The 17,635-nt window shown below is 26.3% G+C and carries 14 protein-coding genes; all 14 read right to left on the reverse strand.

The annotated features are described in order from the left end of the window. Positions 1-85: 85 nt before the first annotated feature. Positions 86-1,816 (reverse strand): phospho-sugar mutase, encoded by a 1,731-nt coding sequence (locus T364_RS0109370; protein WP_027129366.1) that lies wholly within the window; start codon positions 1,814-1,816, stop codon positions 86-88. 25 nt (positions 1,817-1,841) lie between these two features. Then, positions 1,842-2,720, reverse strand: a complete 879-nt coding sequence (gene galU, locus T364_RS0109375; protein ID WP_027129367.1) for a UTP--glucose-1-phosphate uridylyltransferase GalU — start codon at positions 2,718-2,720, stop codon at positions 1,842-1,844. A gap of 21 nt (positions 2,721-2,741) precedes the next feature. Beyond that, a complete protein-coding gene (metG, locus tag T364_RS0109380) occupies positions 2,742-4,661 on the reverse strand; it encodes a methionine--tRNA ligase (RefSeq protein ID WP_027129368.1) in 1,920 nt (639 codons plus the stop codon). Then, entirely contained in the window at positions 4,661-5,284 is a 624-nt protein-coding gene (locus tag T364_RS0109385) for a lysophospholipid acyltransferase family protein (protein ID WP_035945631.1), read from the reverse strand. Before T364_RS0109385 ends, metG begins: the two co-directional genes overlap by 1 nt. A 139-nt stretch (positions 5,285-5,423) precedes the next feature. Continuing rightward, complete coding sequence (locus T364_RS0109390) at positions 5,424-5,771, reverse strand: YbaB/EbfC family nucleoid-associated protein (RefSeq protein ID WP_027129370.1); 348 nt, start codon at positions 5,769-5,771, stop codon at positions 5,424-5,426. Between the two features lie 62 nt (positions 5,772-5,833). Then, on the reverse strand, positions 5,834-7,651 hold the full coding sequence (sppA, locus tag T364_RS10840) for a signal peptide peptidase SppA (RefSeq protein WP_051532720.1): 1,818 nt from the start codon (positions 7,649-7,651) through the stop codon (positions 5,834-5,836). A gap of 17 nt (positions 7,652-7,668) precedes the next feature. Then, complete coding sequence (locus T364_RS0109400) at positions 7,669-9,144, reverse strand: nucleoside kinase (RefSeq protein ID WP_027129371.1); 1,476 nt, start codon at positions 9,142-9,144, stop codon at positions 7,669-7,671. Positions 9,145-9,300: 156 nt separating this feature from the next. Further along, positions 9,301-10,011 (reverse strand): SDR family NAD(P)-dependent oxidoreductase, encoded by a 711-nt coding sequence (locus tag T364_RS0109405; RefSeq protein WP_027129372.1) that lies wholly within the window; start codon positions 10,009-10,011, stop codon positions 9,301-9,303. 752 nt (positions 10,012-10,763) lie between these two features. Then, entirely contained in the window at positions 10,764-11,354 is a 591-nt protein-coding gene (locus tag T364_RS11005) for a GIY-YIG nuclease family protein (protein WP_051532721.1), read from the reverse strand. Positions 11,355-11,443: 89 nt separating this feature from the next. Further along, positions 11,444-12,466 (reverse strand): galactose/methyl galactoside ABC transporter permease MglC, encoded by a 1,023-nt coding sequence (gene mglC, locus T364_RS0109415; protein ID WP_051532722.1) that lies wholly within the window; start codon positions 12,464-12,466, stop codon positions 11,444-11,446. Between the two features lie 24 nt (positions 12,467-12,490). Beyond that, positions 12,491-13,996, reverse strand: a complete 1,506-nt coding sequence (gene mglA, locus T364_RS0109420) for a galactose/methyl galactoside ABC transporter ATP-binding protein MglA (RefSeq protein ID WP_027129374.1) — start codon at positions 13,994-13,996, stop codon at positions 12,491-12,493. A gap of 159 nt (positions 13,997-14,155) precedes the next feature. Continuing rightward, complete coding sequence (mglB, locus tag T364_RS11235) at positions 14,156-15,166, reverse strand: galactose/glucose ABC transporter substrate-binding protein MglB (RefSeq protein ID WP_027129375.1); 1,011 nt, start codon at positions 15,164-15,166, stop codon at positions 14,156-14,158. Positions 15,167-15,244: 78 nt separating this feature from the next. Further along, positions 15,245-16,300 carry an aldose epimerase family protein gene (locus T364_RS11240; protein ID WP_035945633.1) on the reverse strand — a complete coding sequence of 352 codons (1,056 nt, stop codon included), beginning with the start codon at positions 16,298-16,300 and terminating at the stop codon, positions 15,245-15,247. A gap of 9 nt (positions 16,301-16,309) precedes the next feature. Further along, positions 16,310-17,497 (reverse strand): ROK family protein, encoded by a 1,188-nt coding sequence (locus T364_RS10850; protein WP_051532723.1) that lies wholly within the window; start codon positions 17,495-17,497, stop codon positions 16,310-16,312. Positions 17,498-17,635: the final 138 nt, after the last annotated feature.

The following is a 17,635-nucleotide window of genomic DNA, read 5'->3' on the forward strand; positions in this document are numbered from 1 at the left end:
ATTTGTTATTTTTTATTTCAATTATTTAATAAAAAAAGTTGGAAAATAAAATTTTCCAACTTTTATTTTTATATTTTATTAAATTCTATAGGCTATCTACAAATTTTACAAACCCCTCTTTAACAGCCTCTAATTTCTCTTCAGATTTTTCTTTAGAATCTGCTTTTACATAAATATAGTATTTAATTTTTGGCTCTGTTCCAGAAGGTCTTACAGTTATCATAGTATCATCTTCTAAGATAAATTGTAATACATCAGATTTTGGAAGTTCTATAGTTTTTCTTTCACATTTTGTTAAATTGATTTCTACACGTTTTTCAAAATCTTTTAATGTAAGAACTTTTTTACCTAAAATTTCTGTTATTTCTCTTTCTCTTAATTGTTCCATTATATGAGCAATTTCTTTTGCTCCATCCATTCCTTTTTTAGTAACAGAAACTGTTGATTCTCCATACCATCCATATTTTTCATAGATTTTTTCTATTTCATTAGCTATAGATGTTCCTTGACTAGCATAGTAAGCTCCTATTTCAGCAAGTAAAAGTGAAGCTACAACAGCGTCTTTATCTCTTACATGAGTTCCTTTTAAATATCCTATAGATTCTTCAAATCCAAATAGATAAGTTCCGTCTAATACTTTATTTTTAAACTCTTCTATCTTTTCTCCAATATATTTAAATCCTGTAAGAGTTCTGTAAACTTTTACTCCATAAGCTTTTCCTATTTCATCTAATATAGGAGTAGAAACTATTGTTGAAACAACTGCTCCATTTGTAGGAAGAGGTTTTGTCATTTTTAAAATATATTCCATAAATAACATTCCAATTTGGTTTCCATTTGGATAGAACCATTTTCCATCTTTTGTTTTTACAGCTATTCCTGTTCTATCTCCATCTGGGTCGTTAGCTATACATAAATCTGCTCCAACTTCATCAGCTAATTTTGTTGAAAGAGCAAATACTGTAGTATCTTCTGGATTTGCATAAGAACAAGTTGGGAACATTCCATCTGGTTGTTCTTGTTCTTTTACTACATATATACTTTCAAATCCCATTTCAGCTAATATTCTTTTTACAGGTCTTCCTGCTGTTCCATGTAATGGAGAATATACTATTTTATAATCTTTTTTACCAGGAATATCTACATGAATAGCTTCTTTTTTAACCTCTTCTATAAATCTATTGTCTAGTTTTTCTCCAACTATTTCTAATAGTCCTTTTGCTTTAGCTTCTTCTTCTGTAACCATTTTTATTTCTGCAAAATCTTCTATTGCATTAACAGCATTAATTATTCCAGAAGCTTGAGGTTCTACTATTTGTCCTCCGATATCCCAGTAAACTTTGTATCCATTATATTCTTGTGGGTTATGAGATGCTGTTACCATTATACCAGCTTGAGCTTTTAATTCTCTAACTGCAAAAGATAATTCAGGTGTAGTTCTTAAAGATTCAAATAGATATGATTTTATTCCATTTCCTGCTAATACAAGAGCTGAATTTATTGCATATTCATATGAACCTATTCTACAGTCATATGCAATAGCAACTCCTTTTTTCATTCCCTCTTCTCCAGTAGTTGCTATTAAATAATTTGCTAATCCTTGAGTAGCTTTTCTAACCATATATTTGTTTATTCTGTTAGTTCCAACTCCTCTTATTCCTCTCATTCCAGCAGTTCCGAAACTTATATTAGTATAAAATCTCTCTTGTATTTCTTTTTCGTTTCCTTCTAACTCTTTTAATTCTTTTTTGTCCTCTTCATCAATGTAAGGTGAGTTTAACCAAAGGTTATACCCTTTTAAAGTTTTTTCATCCATACTTGTCCCCCTTTATTGTGTTAGTTTATTTTATAATTAATTCTTCTTTTAAATATTTTATAAGGTCTTCTCTTGTTTCTTCATTTCTTAAACCAAATTCAATATTTGCTTTTAAAAGACCTATTTTATTTCCAATATCATATCTTTTTCCTTGGAAATTATGTGCCACAACTTTGTTTCCATCTTTTAACATTTTTAAAATAGCATCTGTAAGTTGAATTTCTCCACCTTTTCCTGGTTTTGTTTCTTCTAAATATTTAAAAATTTTTCCATCTAATAAATATCTTCCCAAACAAGCTAGAGTTGAAGGAGCTTCTTCTATACTTGGTTTTTCTATAAAATCTTCTACCTCTACTGTCTTATCATCTAATTTTAAAAATGGTTTTACTATTCCATATTTAGAAACATCTTTTTCAGGAACATCTTGAACTCCTAATACACTAGCCCTATATTTTTCATAAACATCCATTAATTGTGATGTAGCTGTTTTATCATTATATACAATATCATCTCCTAATGCTATTACAAATGGTTCATCACCAATAAATGGTTTTGCTTTTAAAATAGCATGTCCAAGTCCTAATGGATGATTTTGTCTAACATAATATATATTCGCTAAGTTTGAAAGATGCTTTACTTTTTCTAATAAATCTTCTTTTCCTTCTTCTTTTAATGTCTCTTCTAATTCAAAAGAATAATCAAAATGGTCTTCTATAGAATTTTTATTTCTTCCTGTAATTATAACTATATCTTTAATTCCAGATTCAACTAATTCTTCTACAATATATTGTAAAGAAGGTTTATCAACTATAACTAACATTTCTTTTGGTTGAGCTTTTGTAGCTGGTAAAACTCTTGTTCCTAGACCAGCTGCTGGTATTACTGCTTTTGTAACTTTTTTCATCCCCATACCTCCAAAAATTTATTATTTTATTTTTGAACCAACTTTTACTGATGAGTCTACTTCTACTAATTTAATTCTTTTCTTTTCTTCTGAACTTAAAAGCATTCCTTGAGAAAGTTCTCCTCTTAAAACAACAGGTTCTAAATTTACAACTGCTAATACTTTTTTCCCAACTAACTCTTTATATTCTGGATAATATTTAGCAATTCCTGATACTATTTGTCTAATATTTTTTCCATCATTTACTTTAAATTTTAAAAGTTTATCAGAACCTTCTACTTTGTCAGCTTCTAATATTTCTACAACTTTTATTTCTACTTTTGAAAATTCATCTATATTAATAGGATTTTCTATTTTTAAATCTTTATTTACAGGATTTTTTTCCTTAACTTCTTTTTCTACTTCTAATCTTGGGAATATTGGAGAAGCATTTCCTAATTTATGTCCAACTTCTAATATATTCCAAGGTTTTATATTTTCAACTAATGCTTTTTCTATATCATCATTATATCCTAATTGATTCCATATTTTTTGTCCAGCCTCTGGCATATATGGAGCTACTAATACTGCTACTTTATATAAAGATTCAACTAACATATTCATTACTGTAGCAAGTCTTTCTTTTTTGCTTTCATCTTTTATTAATAACCATGGTGTAGTTTCATCTATATATTTATTCATTCTAGAGATAAATTTCCAAATAGTTTCTAAAGCTCTTGAAAACTCTAATCTTGACATCATATCTTCCACTTGGACTAAAATTTCATCAAATAATTTTTGAGCTTCTAAGTCTATAGCTTCATACTCTCCAGTTTTTACAATCTCTTCTCCAAAATATTTTTTATACATTCCTAATGTTCTATTTAATAAGTTTCCTAAGTCGTTAGCAAGGTCTGAATTTATTCTTGTAACTATTGCTTTTGTTGAATAGTCTCCATCGTTTCCAAAAGAAACTTCTCTTAATAGATAATATCTAAATGCATCTACTCCATATTTTTTTACTTCTTCTAACGGAGCTACAACATTTCCTTTAGATTTTGACATTTTTTCACCTTCAGAAGTCCACCAACCATGAGCAACTATTTTATCTGGTAATTTAACTCCTGCCGATAATAACATACAAGGCCAAATTATAGCATGGAATCTAACTATATCTTTTCCTAATAGGTGTACAACTTCTCCATTTTCCCATCTTTTTTGGAATTCTTCAGGATTATTTTCATATCCCACTGCTGTTAAATAGTTTGTTAATGCATCAAACCAAACATAAGTTATATGTCCAGGTGCAAATTCAATAGGTATTCCCCATTCAAATGTATTTCTTGAAATTGATAAATCTTGTAATCCTTGTTTTATAAATGATATAACTTCATTTCTTCTTGAACGAGGTAAAATAAAATCTGGATGTTCATCTATATGTTTTAATAGAGCATCTTGATATTTAGACATTCTAAAGAAATAAGATTCCTCTTTAACCATTCTTAATTTTTTTCCACAGTCAGGACATTGGTCTTCTCCAACTATCTGATTTTCAGGAACGAAAGTTTCACATGAAACACAATATTTTCCTTCATATTCTCCTTTATAAATATCCCCTTTTTCATAAACAGTTTGTAAAATTTTCTTTACTGCTTTTTTATGTCTTTCTTCTGTAGTTCTTATAAAATCATCATTTTTTATATTTAAAGCTTTCCACATTTCTACAAATCTAGGAGCCATTAAATCTGTCCACTCTTGAGGAGTCATTCCTTTAGCCTTAGCAGTTTCTTCTACTTTTTGTCCATGTTCATCTGTTCCTGTTAAGAAATATACATCATAACCCATTGTTCTTTTGTATCTAGCCATTACATCAGCTGCAATAGTTGTATAAGCACTTCCTACATGTGGGTCTCCATTTACATAATATATCGGTGTTGTTATATAAAAGTTTTTACTTTCCATTATCTCTCCTTTATTTTTTTCTCTGCTAATTCATTTATATCATTTAATTTTTGTTCAACAATTTTTTGATATTCTTCTACTGGAATATCTTTTGATATTTCCATTGGTTCACTTATTATACAAATTACTTTTGAAAAAGGTTTTGGAATTTGACATTTATCCCAAGTTTTTGATAATACCCATTTCTTACTATAAGCAGCTCCCATAAAAACCATTGGTTTTTGTGATTTTTGAGCAACATATATCATTCCATGCTTTGCTTCAAAAGCTGGTCCCTTAGGTCCATCTAAAGGAGTTCCTATTGTATAACCTTCTTTTACTGCTTTAATAAGTTGAACTAGACCTTTTACCGAATCTTTTCCAGAAGACCCTCTTATCATTTTATATCCTAATTTTTCAAGAGGAACAGAAATTAATTCTCCATCAGCTGAAGGACTGGCAAGCCCAGCTCTCTTTTTTATAAATCCTAAAGCTAATACTGTAGATACTACTTTATTATGCCATAAAGCTAAAACATAATTTTTATCATTTTCTATATTTTCTTTTCCTATTATTTCTATCTTAAGAGTTAATTTTATTAACATAATGAAATAATAGACTAATAATCCATAAAATCTATACATTATTTTCTCCCATATTTATATTTCGATTATATCATCAAAAAAAACAATTTGCAAGAATTATAGGAACTATCCTAAGAATTTACAAAAAAAGCTACTATCTTTTATCAAATTAAGATAATAGCTTTTTATTTATTTTAGACTAGAATAATCCAGGAATATTCATTCCACCAGTTACTCTTGACATTTCTTTTTCAGATAATTCTTCAGCTTGTCTCATTGCTTCTTTTACTGCAGAAAGTACTAAATCTTCTAACATTTCTTTATCTGATACTGCATCTTTTATAGTTTCTTCTAATATTGAAATACTAAGAACTTCTTTTTGTCCATTAGCTTTTACTACTACAGCTCCACCACCAACAGATGCTTCAACTTCTTTTCCTTTTAATTCTTCTTGTATTTTTAACATTTCTTGTTGCATAGCTTGTGCTTGTTTTATTATATCCATTTGATTTGCTCCAGTTTTAGCTGTTTTTAATTTTCTTACCACTTTAAAATCCTCCTAAATAATTTGTCTCACACAAGACATTATACATAATTTTAAAAATTATTTCAATAGTAAATTTCTAAATTTGGAGCATAAACTACAGGTTTATAAAAAAATTCTTCTAAAAATTCATCTTTTTGTAATATTTTTTCTACACCAATATTTAAAGAAAGCTTTGAAAAAATATATTTAGGAAGAAATTTTCTAAATATTTCTTCTAATTTTCTACTTTCTAAACTTTCTATAACTGTATAATCTTTAAGCTCTAAATCTTTAGCTAAGTCTGATATAGTTTTTTCTAATCCCCCAATCTCATCTACAAGCCCAATCTCTTTTGCTTCTTCCCCTAACCATACTTTTCCTTGAGCTATTTTCTGAACATCTTCTATTTTCATATTTCTACCTAAAGCAACTTTTGAAATAAATTCCTCATATCCTTCTAAACTAGAATAATATATCTTATCTCTTTCCTCTTTAGATAAAGGTTTTGTTATATCATATAAATTTGTAAACTTCCCATTAGTAATTTCTTCATAATTAATTCCCATTTTTTCTACTAATTTTGAGACATCTGGAATTATACTTACAACACCTATAGAACCTGTAATTGTTTCTTTATTAGCATATATTTTATCTCCAGCTGAAGCTATATAATATCCTCCAGAAGCAGCAGCTCCACCCATTGAAATATATACAGGTTTTTCTACCTTTCTTATAGCTTCATATATTATATCTGAAGCAAGAGCCGACCCTCCAGGAGAATTTATTCTTAATACAATTCCTTTTACATTTGCTAGTTTATCAGCCTTCAATAATTTATCTTTTATTACATCTGGTTCAATTTTATTTTCTATTTGAGGATTATCACCAGAAGTTATACTTCCCTCAGCATAAATTACAGCTATCTTATCTTTATTTTCTATAATTTTATAATCAATTTCCTCAGCTAATCTTTGGAAATAATCATCTATTGTTATTAATTCTTTTATCTCTCTTTTTTCTAAAAATTCTTCATAATACATTATTTCATCTATAATTTTATTTTCTTTCAAAATCTCTGGAGTTACCATTACAAACTCTCCATTTAAAATCTTTTCATTAAATTTTTCATCTTTTATACCTCTAGTTTCCTTTATATTTGAAATATAATTATTATAAAGCTTATCTAATAATCTTGTTGTATTTTCTCTAAATTCTTGACTCATTTCAGAAGAAACATAAGTTTCTCCAAAAGATTTATAATCCCCTATATGAATAACATTAGCTCCAATAAATAATTTATCACCTAAATTTTTATAATATGGATAACGAGCAGAATATCCACTTATATATGAATGAGCCCATTTATTGTTTGGCATTATTATCTCATTTCCAATAAGAGCTAAATTATAATTATGATTATCTAATCCTTCAGAATAAACATAAATTTTTTTATCCTTTTCCTTTAACTCACTAGCTTTTTCTTTTAACTCTTCAATCTGAGCTCTATTTAATCCAGTATTTCCCAATTTTAAGACAATCCCTTGTACTCTTTTATCTTTTTCTATTTTATCTAATTTATTTAAAAGTCCATAAAAATTAATTTTATTATCTATATCAAAAGGATTTTTTATTTTATTTTCTAAAACTTTATTATCTAATGAAATTTCTAAATAAACTTTTTCAGGAATTGCTGGTTTTCTATTATCTATTTTTATAAGTTTACTTATTACAAAAATTGCTAATCCTAAAATAATTAACCTAAACATTGATTTAAAAAGTTCTACCAATAAAAATTTAATTAAATTTTTTATTTTTCTAAAAATTTTCTTTCCTCTCTTTTTTTTAGATATTTTTTTTTCTTCTTGTTTTTCCACAACTTCTTCATTAATATTATTTTCCAATTTCTCCACCCTTTTCATTAATAATTATAAAATACACTTCCACCTATAAATTCTTTTAATATTGAATCACTTGGTACTAAAGAAGACTCTATATCTACAAAGCAACTTAAAAGTTCTACTAATTTTTTAGCTTCTTCATATTGTGGTGAATCTATATCAACTTTTATAAGTTCTCTTATAGCATATGGTTTTAATATACCTAATTCATAACTTAAACTTGAATTAAAAATGGCATCAGCATCTTCTTGAAAAGGAAATATCCATTTTTCTTCTCCTTTTCTTATAGAATTCCACATTTTTAATGTTTCTTCTCCTTCTGTATCTCTAGATAAACTATCTCTAACAATTCTTCTTATTTTTCTAACATCTGTTGTATGTACTCTATTATGTCTATCCATATTAGTTTGTGTTAAGCAACTAATATAAATTTTATATTTATTTTCTCTAGGAATATATTTAGTAAGCTCATCATTTAATCCATGAATTCCTTCTATTATAATTATTCCCCCCTCTTCTAACTGTACTTTATGACCTTTAGGTTTTCTTTCTCCTGTAAAGAAATCATATAAAGGTAACTCAGTTTCTTTACCATCTATCAAATCTTTTAAATTTTTATTTAAAAGCTCAATATCTAAAGCATAAATAGTTTCAAAATCTTTATTCCCATTTTCATCTAGTGGAACATTTGCTCTTCCTACATAATAATCATCTAAAGATATTGCTAAAGTTTGTATTCCACAAGTTTGTAAATGTAGTCTTAATTTTTTAGACAAAGTAGTTTTTCCAGATGATGATGGCCCTGCTATTGTAACTATTTTTATATTTTTATTTTTTATAATATCATTAGACATCTTATTTATTTTTTTACTATGTAATGTTTCATTTAGCATTATAAGTTCTGCAATTTCTCTGTTAAATACTTTCTTATTAATACTTCCTGCAAAATTGATTCCCATTATTTTTTCCCAAGTATTTCCTTCTTGGAAAGCTTTTGCTATTTTTGGAGTATCTTTCATCGGAGCTATTTCCCAATTATATATTTCCATTGGAGTTTTTAGTATAAATCCATTATTATACTTGTATAAATCAAAATCTTTTATTTTTCCAGTTCTTTTTTCTGGCATTAAATAAAAATAATCAGTATAATCTCCCACTTTATATTCTTTAATTTTTGCCCAACCACAATTTTTTAAAAGTTCTTTTATATCCTCTCTTAAAATATTTTTTCCTTTTTCTTTTAAAACTTCTATATTATCAGTTATCATTTCTATTGGAATATCATCATTTATTATTTTCTTCATTTCATTTTTTATTTTCTCATACTCTTTTTTAGTTAAAGAAATTAACTTTCCATCAAAATAAACTTCTCCATAAGAACCATTATTTAAAGAATTTTGAATCTCCACATCATAATCAGGGTATAATTTCCACATGGCTTTTAAAAAAACTAATTTTATTGTTTCATATTGTTTGCTCTCTAAAATTTTGCTCATAACTACCTCCACAATAAATCTTTTTTATAATTATATTATATTGACGGATTTTTAACAATATTTGTTCTAGTTTTTTAGAAATTTAAAAGAATTAAAAAATATTTCTATAAAAACCAAGCTTTTCGCAATAAAAAATAAAAGATTTCCTTTTTTATTCTAATCTAAATATATCATTTTTTTAGTCATTCCACCATCAACTAAAATATTTGCTCCATTTATAAAATCATTTTCCTCATTACTTAAAAATAAACAAAGATTTACAATATCCTTAGGTTTTCCAACTCTTCCAGAGGGATGTTGGCTATGGTCTTTCTCTCTAAGACTTTCATAATCTTCTACTTCTATCCATCCAGGACTTATTGCATTTACTGTTATTCCAGTTCCACTAAGAGAAACACAAAGAGTATTAGTTAAAGATACTATTCCTCCTTTAGAACTTCCATATGCCTCCCATCCAGCTTCATTTTGGTTAAATCTTGTAGAAGCTATATTTATAATTCTTCCAAAACTAGCTCCATTATTTATTTTTATAAATTCTTTACAACAAATAAAACTTCCTCTTAAATTTGTATTTATAACTTCATCAAACTCATTAATTTCTATTTCAGTTATAGATTTATTAAATTTGCTGATAGCTCCATTATTTATCAAAATATGTACTTCTCCAAATTTTTCTTTAATCATTTGAAAAATATTTTTTATTTCTTTTTCATTTTTTAAATCCATTTTAAAAAAATGTACATTTTTATTTTCAAAATTATTTTCCAATATATCTAAAGCAAAAACATCATATCCTTTTTGAGCAAAACCCTCAACAAGAGCTTTTCCTATTCCTTTAGCTCCACCTGTAATAATAACTCTTTTCATAATATTAGCTCCTTTTATAAATTATTTTTCATCAAATTAAAAATATACAAAAATCTTAAATAAATTTTTTTAAATATTATTTTTAACTTTCATATATTTTTATTATACTATAATATTTTTTTATTCATTTAATAAAATATTCATTTTATATCTGTTTTGTAATTATAATTTTTAATATATTAAAAGGGCTATTTGAAAATAATTTTTATCTTCAAATAGCCCCCTATATTATATCGATCGTAGGTCATCTACTCCTTCCATCGAAATATTTTAATTTTTATAAAATAAATCGTTATCTTTTACAATTTCCTTTATCTATAATCAATTTTTTCATATTCTATTACGACTATTTCTATATACATTTCTTTTTCTATCAAATACTTTTTTCTAAAATAATAAATTTATTAAGAACTTTTTTGTTTTTGTTATATAGAATTATCTTAAAATAATTTTCTTTCTTACCACCAATACCAAAAATGAGAATATTCCTTATTATAATAAGGTCCCACGAATATTAGCTTTTATTTGATGATAATCTCAAAAATTATTAAATATATAGAATACTTTTTCTTGTCCTCTGAAAATAATCATATAACTTTATATGTTATTTTCTAATTTACTTGTCCCACTGGACTCACCTCCATATCTTTTATTTACTAATTTATACCTCATAAATTTTATTTTGTCAATACTTTTTTATAAAAAAATTTATTTTATATATATTTTTTTTATAAAACTTAATAATATAAAAATTACTTATCTTTTAAAGCTTCATTCCATTGAGGATTGTACTTCTTTATTAACTCTATTTCTAATTTTTTTATTTCTTCTACATTTTCTAAGGAACAAATCCAAAAAGTAATTTTATTAAATTTTTTATTTATTAAACTATTTATATGACAGTTGGTTTGTTGTCCATCTTTGTAACAATTCTTTGGAGTTATATTTCCATACCCTATATTAATTCTCTTATAAAATGAATCTAAACATCTTCCAATATATACAATTTCATCATCTAAACAATATAAATATAAGCCTTTTAAATTTAATACTTCTTTATCTATTATCTTAAATTTACAATATTCTCTATCTCCATATTTATTTAAAAACAATTCAAATTTATTATTTCCTATCAGTTTTAATTTTTCTAAAAATTTTCCTAATGGATAATTATAATACTCTATAAATTCCTCTAAATTTAATTTTTTATACTTTTTTTCTTGTAAAGTTTCAAATAAAGTTTTATTATTTTTTAATGAAAATAAATTATTTAAATCTTTTTTTATAAATATTAAATCTATTTTTTTAAATTCTAGTATTTTTCTATTAACTTCTAAAATCACAATATCTCCTTTTAGTGTAAAAAATAAGACTGCCATAAATTTAATTAAAAATTTATAACAGCCTTTACTATTTTTATATTTATTTAATTTTAGTGTTTTTTAGCATATTTCATAGAGTCAAATGCAACTGCTGCTATTATTATAGCTCCTTTTATGATATATTGCCAGTAAGGACTTACTCCTACATAAGTTAATCCATAGTTAATAACTGTTAAAATTATAACTCCTGTGATAACTCCAGAAATTCTTCCAACTCCTCCGTAGAATGAAACTCCTCCAATAACACAAGCTGCAATTCCATCCATTTCATACATAAATCCTAAGTTATTAGTTGCTGATCCAATACGTCCTGCTTCTAAAAATCCTCCAAAAGCATAATAAACTCCTGATAATGCATATATAATAATTAAAGTTGCTGCAACATTTACTCCTGATACTCTAGCTGCTTCTGGATTTCCTCCAACAGCAAATAAGTTTTTACCAAATTTTGTTTTATTCCATAATGTCCACATTATAGCTGTACAAATAGCTGCATAAATTATTAAATAAGGTACTGTAAACCCAAATATATTAAATGAACCTTGAGCAAAACTACTATAGTTTCTACTAAATCCTGATATTGGAGATGCTCCTGCAAAGTCATAATATAATGAGTTTAATCCATAAACTATTGTCATAGAACCCATAGTTACTATAAATGGATGTAGATTTAAAAATGCTACTACAGTTCCGTTAAAAGCTCCTATTATTGCTCCTACAATAACTACTACTAAAATAACAACAAATACTGGTAACTCTCCTAATTCAGGATAAACTTTATGAACATTTGTTGAAGCTTGTAAAAGTGTTGCTGATATAACAGCTGCAAATCCAACTTGTCTTCCTGCTGATAAGTCTGTACCAGTTGTAACAATAAGTCCTGCTACTCCTAAAGCTATAATTGCTCTTACTGATGATTGAGTTAAAATATTTTTAAAGTTTCTAATACTTAAAAAAGATGGCTCTTTTATAATTATTAAAACAAGCATTGCAAATAAAACTAAATATAATCCACTTTGGATTAAAACTTTTTTGATATCTACTGTTCCTTCTTTTGTTCTTGGTAAATTCATGATTATCTCCTTATTAAATTTTGATTATAAATATTTTGCAGAAAGAGTTAAAATTTCCTCTTGTGTAGTTTCACTTGTCTTAACTATTCCAGCAACTCTTCCATTACTCATTACTAAAATTCTATCTGTAACCCCTAAAAGTTCAGGCATTTCTGATGAAACCATTATTATCCCTTTATTTTTTTTAGCTAACTCTATCATTAATTGATAAATTTCATATTTAGCTCCTACGTCAATTCCTCTTGTAGGTTCATCTAACATTAATACATCAGGTTGTGTTAAAAGCCATCTTCCTAATATAACTTTTTGTTGGTTTCCTCCAGAAAGAGTTCCTATTTGTGTCCCTTGATTTGGAGTTTTAACTCTCATACTATCTATAACCCATTTTGTGTCTTCTATCATTTTTTTATTATCTAAAAGTCCTAAAACTTTAGTTTTATAAGAATCAAGATTTGAAATTATAGAGTTTACTTTAATATCTAGCATACCAAATATTCCTGTTGCTCTACGCTCTTCTGTAACAAGAGCAAATCCATTTTTAATAGATTCTTTAGGATTTTTATTTTTTACTTCTTTTCCATTTATGATTATTCTTCCTGAAGCTTTTTCTCTTACACCAAATATAGTCTCTATTACATCAGTTCTTTTTGAACCTACAAGTCCTGCTATTCCTAAAATTTCTCCTTTATGTAATTCAAAAGAAGCTTCTTTTACTGATGGTTGATTTAATGCAGTTAAATTTTCTACTTTTAATATAACTTCTTTTACACTATTGTCTTTTTTAGGAAAACGATTTGTTAAATCTCTTCCAACCATCATATTAATTATCTGGTCAGTTGTTAAATTTTTAACAGATTCTGTAGCAACCCATTTTCCATCTCTCATTATTGTTATATCATCAGATATTTTTTTTATTTCTTCCATCTTGTGAGAAATATAAATTATTCCACATCCTTCTTTTCTTAATTTATTTATAATTTTAAATAAATGTTCTACTTCATTTTCTGTTAAAGATGAAGTTGGTTCATCCATAACTATTATTTTTGAATTATATGACACAGCTTTTGCTATTTCTATCATTTGTCTTTGTGAAACTGATAAATCAGCAACTTTCATACGAGGGTCTACATTTATCTCTAAATCTTTAAAGATTCTTACTGTATCATCATACATTTTCTTTTCATCTACAAATAAACCTTTCATAGGAAATCTTCCAAGCCAAATGTTATCAAGAACATTTCTTTGAGTTACTTGGTTTAATTCCTGATGAACCATTGAAACTCCATTTTCTAAAGCATCTTTAGCTGATACAAAGTTTATTTCTTTTCCATCTAAAGATATTTTTCCACCATCTTTTTTATAAATTCCAAATAAACATTTCATAAGAGTTGATTTTCCTGCTCCATTTTCACCCATAAGAGCATGAACACTACTAGGTCTTACTTTTAAATTTACCCCATCAAGAGCTTTTACTCCTGGAAACTCTTTAGAAATATTTTCCATTTCTAATAAATATTTTCCATCTACCATTTTATCTCCTTCAAATAATTTTTTAAAATTTTAAATTCAGCCCTCACTAAATTTAAAATTATAAAAATTTATATTTATTAATTTTGATACAGTACCTTTATTTTATAAGAGAGAGTGTTTCCACTCTCTCTTTAAATTTAAAGATGTTTCTATTTTTTATTATTTATATTCAGCAACATTTGTTTTATCTATTCCAATACTTGGAACTAATAATACTCTATTTTCAAGAACTAAATCTGTTCCTTCAACAGCATCTTTTCCAGCTGCTAAGTTTACAGCTATATCAAATGTTCCTTTTCCTTGTCCTTTAGCGTCATTTAGAACTGTTCCTGCCATTTCTCCAGCTTCTATTTTAACTAAAGCTTCTGGTAATGCATCAACACCAAATACTGGTAATGATTTTCCAAATGCTTTTTGAGATTCAATTGCTCCTAAAGCCATTCCATCATTGTTACATAAAATAACTTCTATTTTATTTCCATTAGGTCCTGATAACCATGCATCCATTTTGTCTTTAGCCATAGCTGTATCCCACATAGCTGTATCTAGGTGTAATTCTTCTGTTTTAATTCCCATTTCGTTAAGAGTTTTTATAGAATAAATTGTTCTTGCTTCAGCATCTGGATGTCCTGGTTCTCCTTTAAGCATTACATATTGAATAACTCCATCTCCGTTTAAATCTAAAGCTGGATTTTCTTTCCATAATTTAGCTACTAATTCTCCTTGAGCTATTCCTTGAGCATTAGGGTCAATTCCTACATAATAAGCTTTATCATAAGAGTTCATTACAGCTTCAGATGGTCTTCTGTTGTAGAATACTACTGGAACTCCTGTAGGTTTTATTTTATTTATAACAACTTCACCAGCAGCTGGGTCAACTAGGTTTATAGCTAAAGCATCTACTCCTTTTGATAACATAACATCTATTTGCTCATTTTGAGTTGTTTGGCTATTTTGAGAGTCATTCATTTGAAGGTCTACTTTATCTGCTACTTTTCCAGCTTCTTCAGAAACTACTTTTCTAAATAAAGCTATAAAGTTATCATCATATTTATAAGCTGTAAGCCCTACTCTTAATTTAGGTGCTTCCTCAGTTTTCTTTTCTCCTCCACATCCTACTAATCCTGCAGCTAGTACAATAGCTCCTAATAATAATCCTGTTTTTTTCATAACAAACTACCTCCTAAGTTTTTTTGTTTCTTTTTTATTTTATTTTAAAAACTTTTATTTTTTTAGATGTATTTTTATTTATTTTTGTCTATTCAAGCTAAAAATAAACTTTGTTTTTTGTTTATAAACATTATTTTTATTATATATTTTTGCTTTTTCTGGTAAAAATTTTATAACATCTGGATAATCTTGTGTTTCTATACAAAATCCCATATGATTTTCAGCTTTTATATTATTTGATAGTACTTCAGCTCCTTTTACATAATTTCCTGTATATATAACTCCTACTGGTTGGTCTGTAATAACCTCCATAATTCTTCCAGATTTTTCATCTGTAAATTTTGCAACTATTTCATCTCTTCCATTAAATATAAATGGATGGTCCAAACCATTTCCAACTATTTTTATTTGTTCAGCATTTGAATTAAATATTTCAGAAAATCTCTTACCTTTTCTCATATCCATTATAGTGTTATCAACTTTAGATATTTTTACAGGTAATGTAACTTCATCAACTTCTACATATTCATCACAATGAAGTTCTATTATTTGATTATCCACTACTTCTTTTAAATCTCCACTTAAATTAAAATATGAATGATTTGTAAGATTTATATAAGTATCTCTATCTGGAATTCCTTCATAACTTATTTCTAAAACATTTTTATTTAAAGTATAAACTACTTTTAAATTTATCTCTCCTGGGAAATTAGCCTCTAAATGAGGAGAAACTCTTGTTAAAACTAAACTTGATTTATCTTTATCTTGTTTTTTTTCTACATTCCAAACTTTTGCAGCATAGTGCTCTGGATAACCATGTAAATTATTATTTCCATTATTTTTTTCAAGTTCATATTTTTTTTCATTTATTATTAGTAATCCATCTTTTATTCTTCCAGCATTTCTTCCAACTATAGCTCCAAAATGAATTCCAACTTTTTTTTCATAATCTTCTATATTATCAAAACCTAATACTACATTTTCAAAATTTCCATTTTTGTCAGGAGTCATTATTTTTCTTATAATTCCTCCATAATTTAAAATTTCAACTTCTAAAAACTCATTTTTTAAAGTGTAAGCTTTAACTTCTTCATTTTTTTTAGTAATTCCAAAATATTTTTCTGTAATTTCCATTTTTATCTCCTAATTTTTTATAAATTTTTCAGTAAAAATTTTATTTTCAAAAATATTTTCTACAACTACTGCTATTGGGCAATAAAAATATAAATCTTCTCCTAATTTAGTAGGTTCTATTCCACATTTTTGTATATCTAAAGATATTTTATTTAGTTCAAATTTTAAAGTATCCATTAAAAATTTGCTAGAAAACATCTCTCCCACAAGTATAATTTTTTCAGGGTCTAACATAGAAATTAATATATTAAGCCCTCTAGCTATATGTTCCATAGCTTCTGTCATAACTTGTATAACTAAAAAATCTTTTTTCTTTATTCCAAATAAAATATCTCTTATATTTAATTCTCTTTCTTTTAATATATCTTTTAATATACTATATTTTCCTATTTTTATTTCAGAAGTTATTTTTTTTATAATAGCTTTTTCTGAAGATTCAGCTTCTAAACAACCTCTTTTTCCACAAGAGCATTTTCTAATACTACTAGGGTTTATAACTATATGTCCTATTTCCCCAGCCATAGAATTGTATCCTCTATAAACTTTTCTTTCTATACAACTAGTACTTCCAATTCCTTCACAAATATTAAGAATAACAAAATTTTCTGTATTTTTACAACTTCCTATTTGTTTTTCTACAAGTGCCATTGCTCTAACATCATTTTCTAGGAGAACTGGTATATTATACTCTCTTTCAAAATATTCAACTATTTTTGGAGTTTTTAATTTATAATGAGGAGCCATAACTGAAAGTCCTTTTTCTTCATCTATTACTCCTGTCATTACTATAGAAATAACTCCAATATTTCTAGAGGTTTTCATTTCTTTTTTTATTATTTTATCTATAAACTCTAAAGCATCTTCACTCTCTTGACTATCAAAAATAATTTTTCTTTTTCTTATAATTTCTCCACTTATTGTTCCATGAGTAATATATAAATATTGATTTGATGTAAAATTGATACCCAAAATATTTTTAAAATTTTCATTATTTATAGAAAGATAAACTGGTGGTCTTCCTCCTGTTGATTCTCCAACAGTTTTTTCTATTACCATTTTTTTCTCTAGGAGTTTCTTTACAACTTTAGAAATTCTAGCTAAAGTTAAATCAAATTTTTCAGAAAGTTCTAATCTTGATATTTCTCCAGATTCTTTAATTATTTTTAAAATTTCTTCTTCTCTAATATTTTCTTTCATAATTTTTGTATCTCCTATGTTCATCATTATTAAATTTAATACATTTTTTTCGATTTGTCAAAATTTTTTTAATCTTTTTATTTTACTTTTTTAACTTTTTTAAAAAAGTTCTATATATTTTTTATAAAATAAATTGTT

The sequence above is a fragment of the Fusobacterium perfoetens ATCC 29250 genome, from assembly GCF_000622245.1.
GTDB classification, from domain to species: Bacteria; Fusobacteriota; Fusobacteriia; order Fusobacteriales; family Fusobacteriaceae; genus Fusobacterium_B; species Fusobacterium_B perfoetens.

Bases quoted from the DNA above. Each gene is read 5' to 3' on its own strand.
- T364_RS0109370 (WP_027129366.1), bottom strand. From the start codon at position 1,816: ATGGATGAAAAAACTTTAAAAGGGTATAACCTTTGGTTAAACTCACCT.
- galU (WP_027129367.1), bottom strand. From the start codon at position 2,720: ATGAAAAAAGTTACAAAAGCAGTAATACCAGCAGCTGGTCTAGGAACA.
- metG (WP_027129368.1), bottom strand. From the start codon at position 4,661: ATGGAAAGTAAAAACTTTTATATAACAACACCGATATATTATGTAAAT.
- T364_RS0109385 (WP_035945631.1), bottom strand. From the start codon at position 5,284: ATGTATAGATTTTATGGATTATTAGTCTATTATTTCATTATGTTAATA.
- T364_RS0109400 (WP_027129371.1), bottom strand. From the start codon at position 9,144: ATGAGCAAAATTTTAGAGAGCAAACAATATGAAACAATAAAATTAGTT.
- T364_RS0109405 (WP_027129372.1), bottom strand. From the start codon at position 10,011: ATGAAAAGAGTTATTATTACAGGTGGAGCTAAAGGAATAGGAAAAGCT.
- mglC (WP_051532722.1), bottom strand. From the start codon at position 12,466: ATGAATTTACCAAGAACAAAAGAAGGAACAGTAGATATCAAAAAAGTT.
- mglA (WP_027129374.1), bottom strand. From the start codon at position 13,996: ATGGTAGATGGAAAATATTTATTAGAAATGGAAAATATTTCTAAAGAG.
- mglB (WP_027129375.1), bottom strand. From the start codon at position 15,166: ATGAAAAAAACAGGATTATTATTAGGAGCTATTGTACTAGCTGCAGGA.
- T364_RS11240 (WP_035945633.1), bottom strand. From the start codon at position 16,300: ATGGAAATTACAGAAAAATATTTTGGAATTACTAAAAAAAATGAAGAA.
- T364_RS10850 (WP_051532723.1), bottom strand. From the start codon at position 17,497: ATGAAAGAAAATATTAGAGAAGAAGAAATTTTAAAAATAATTAAAGAA.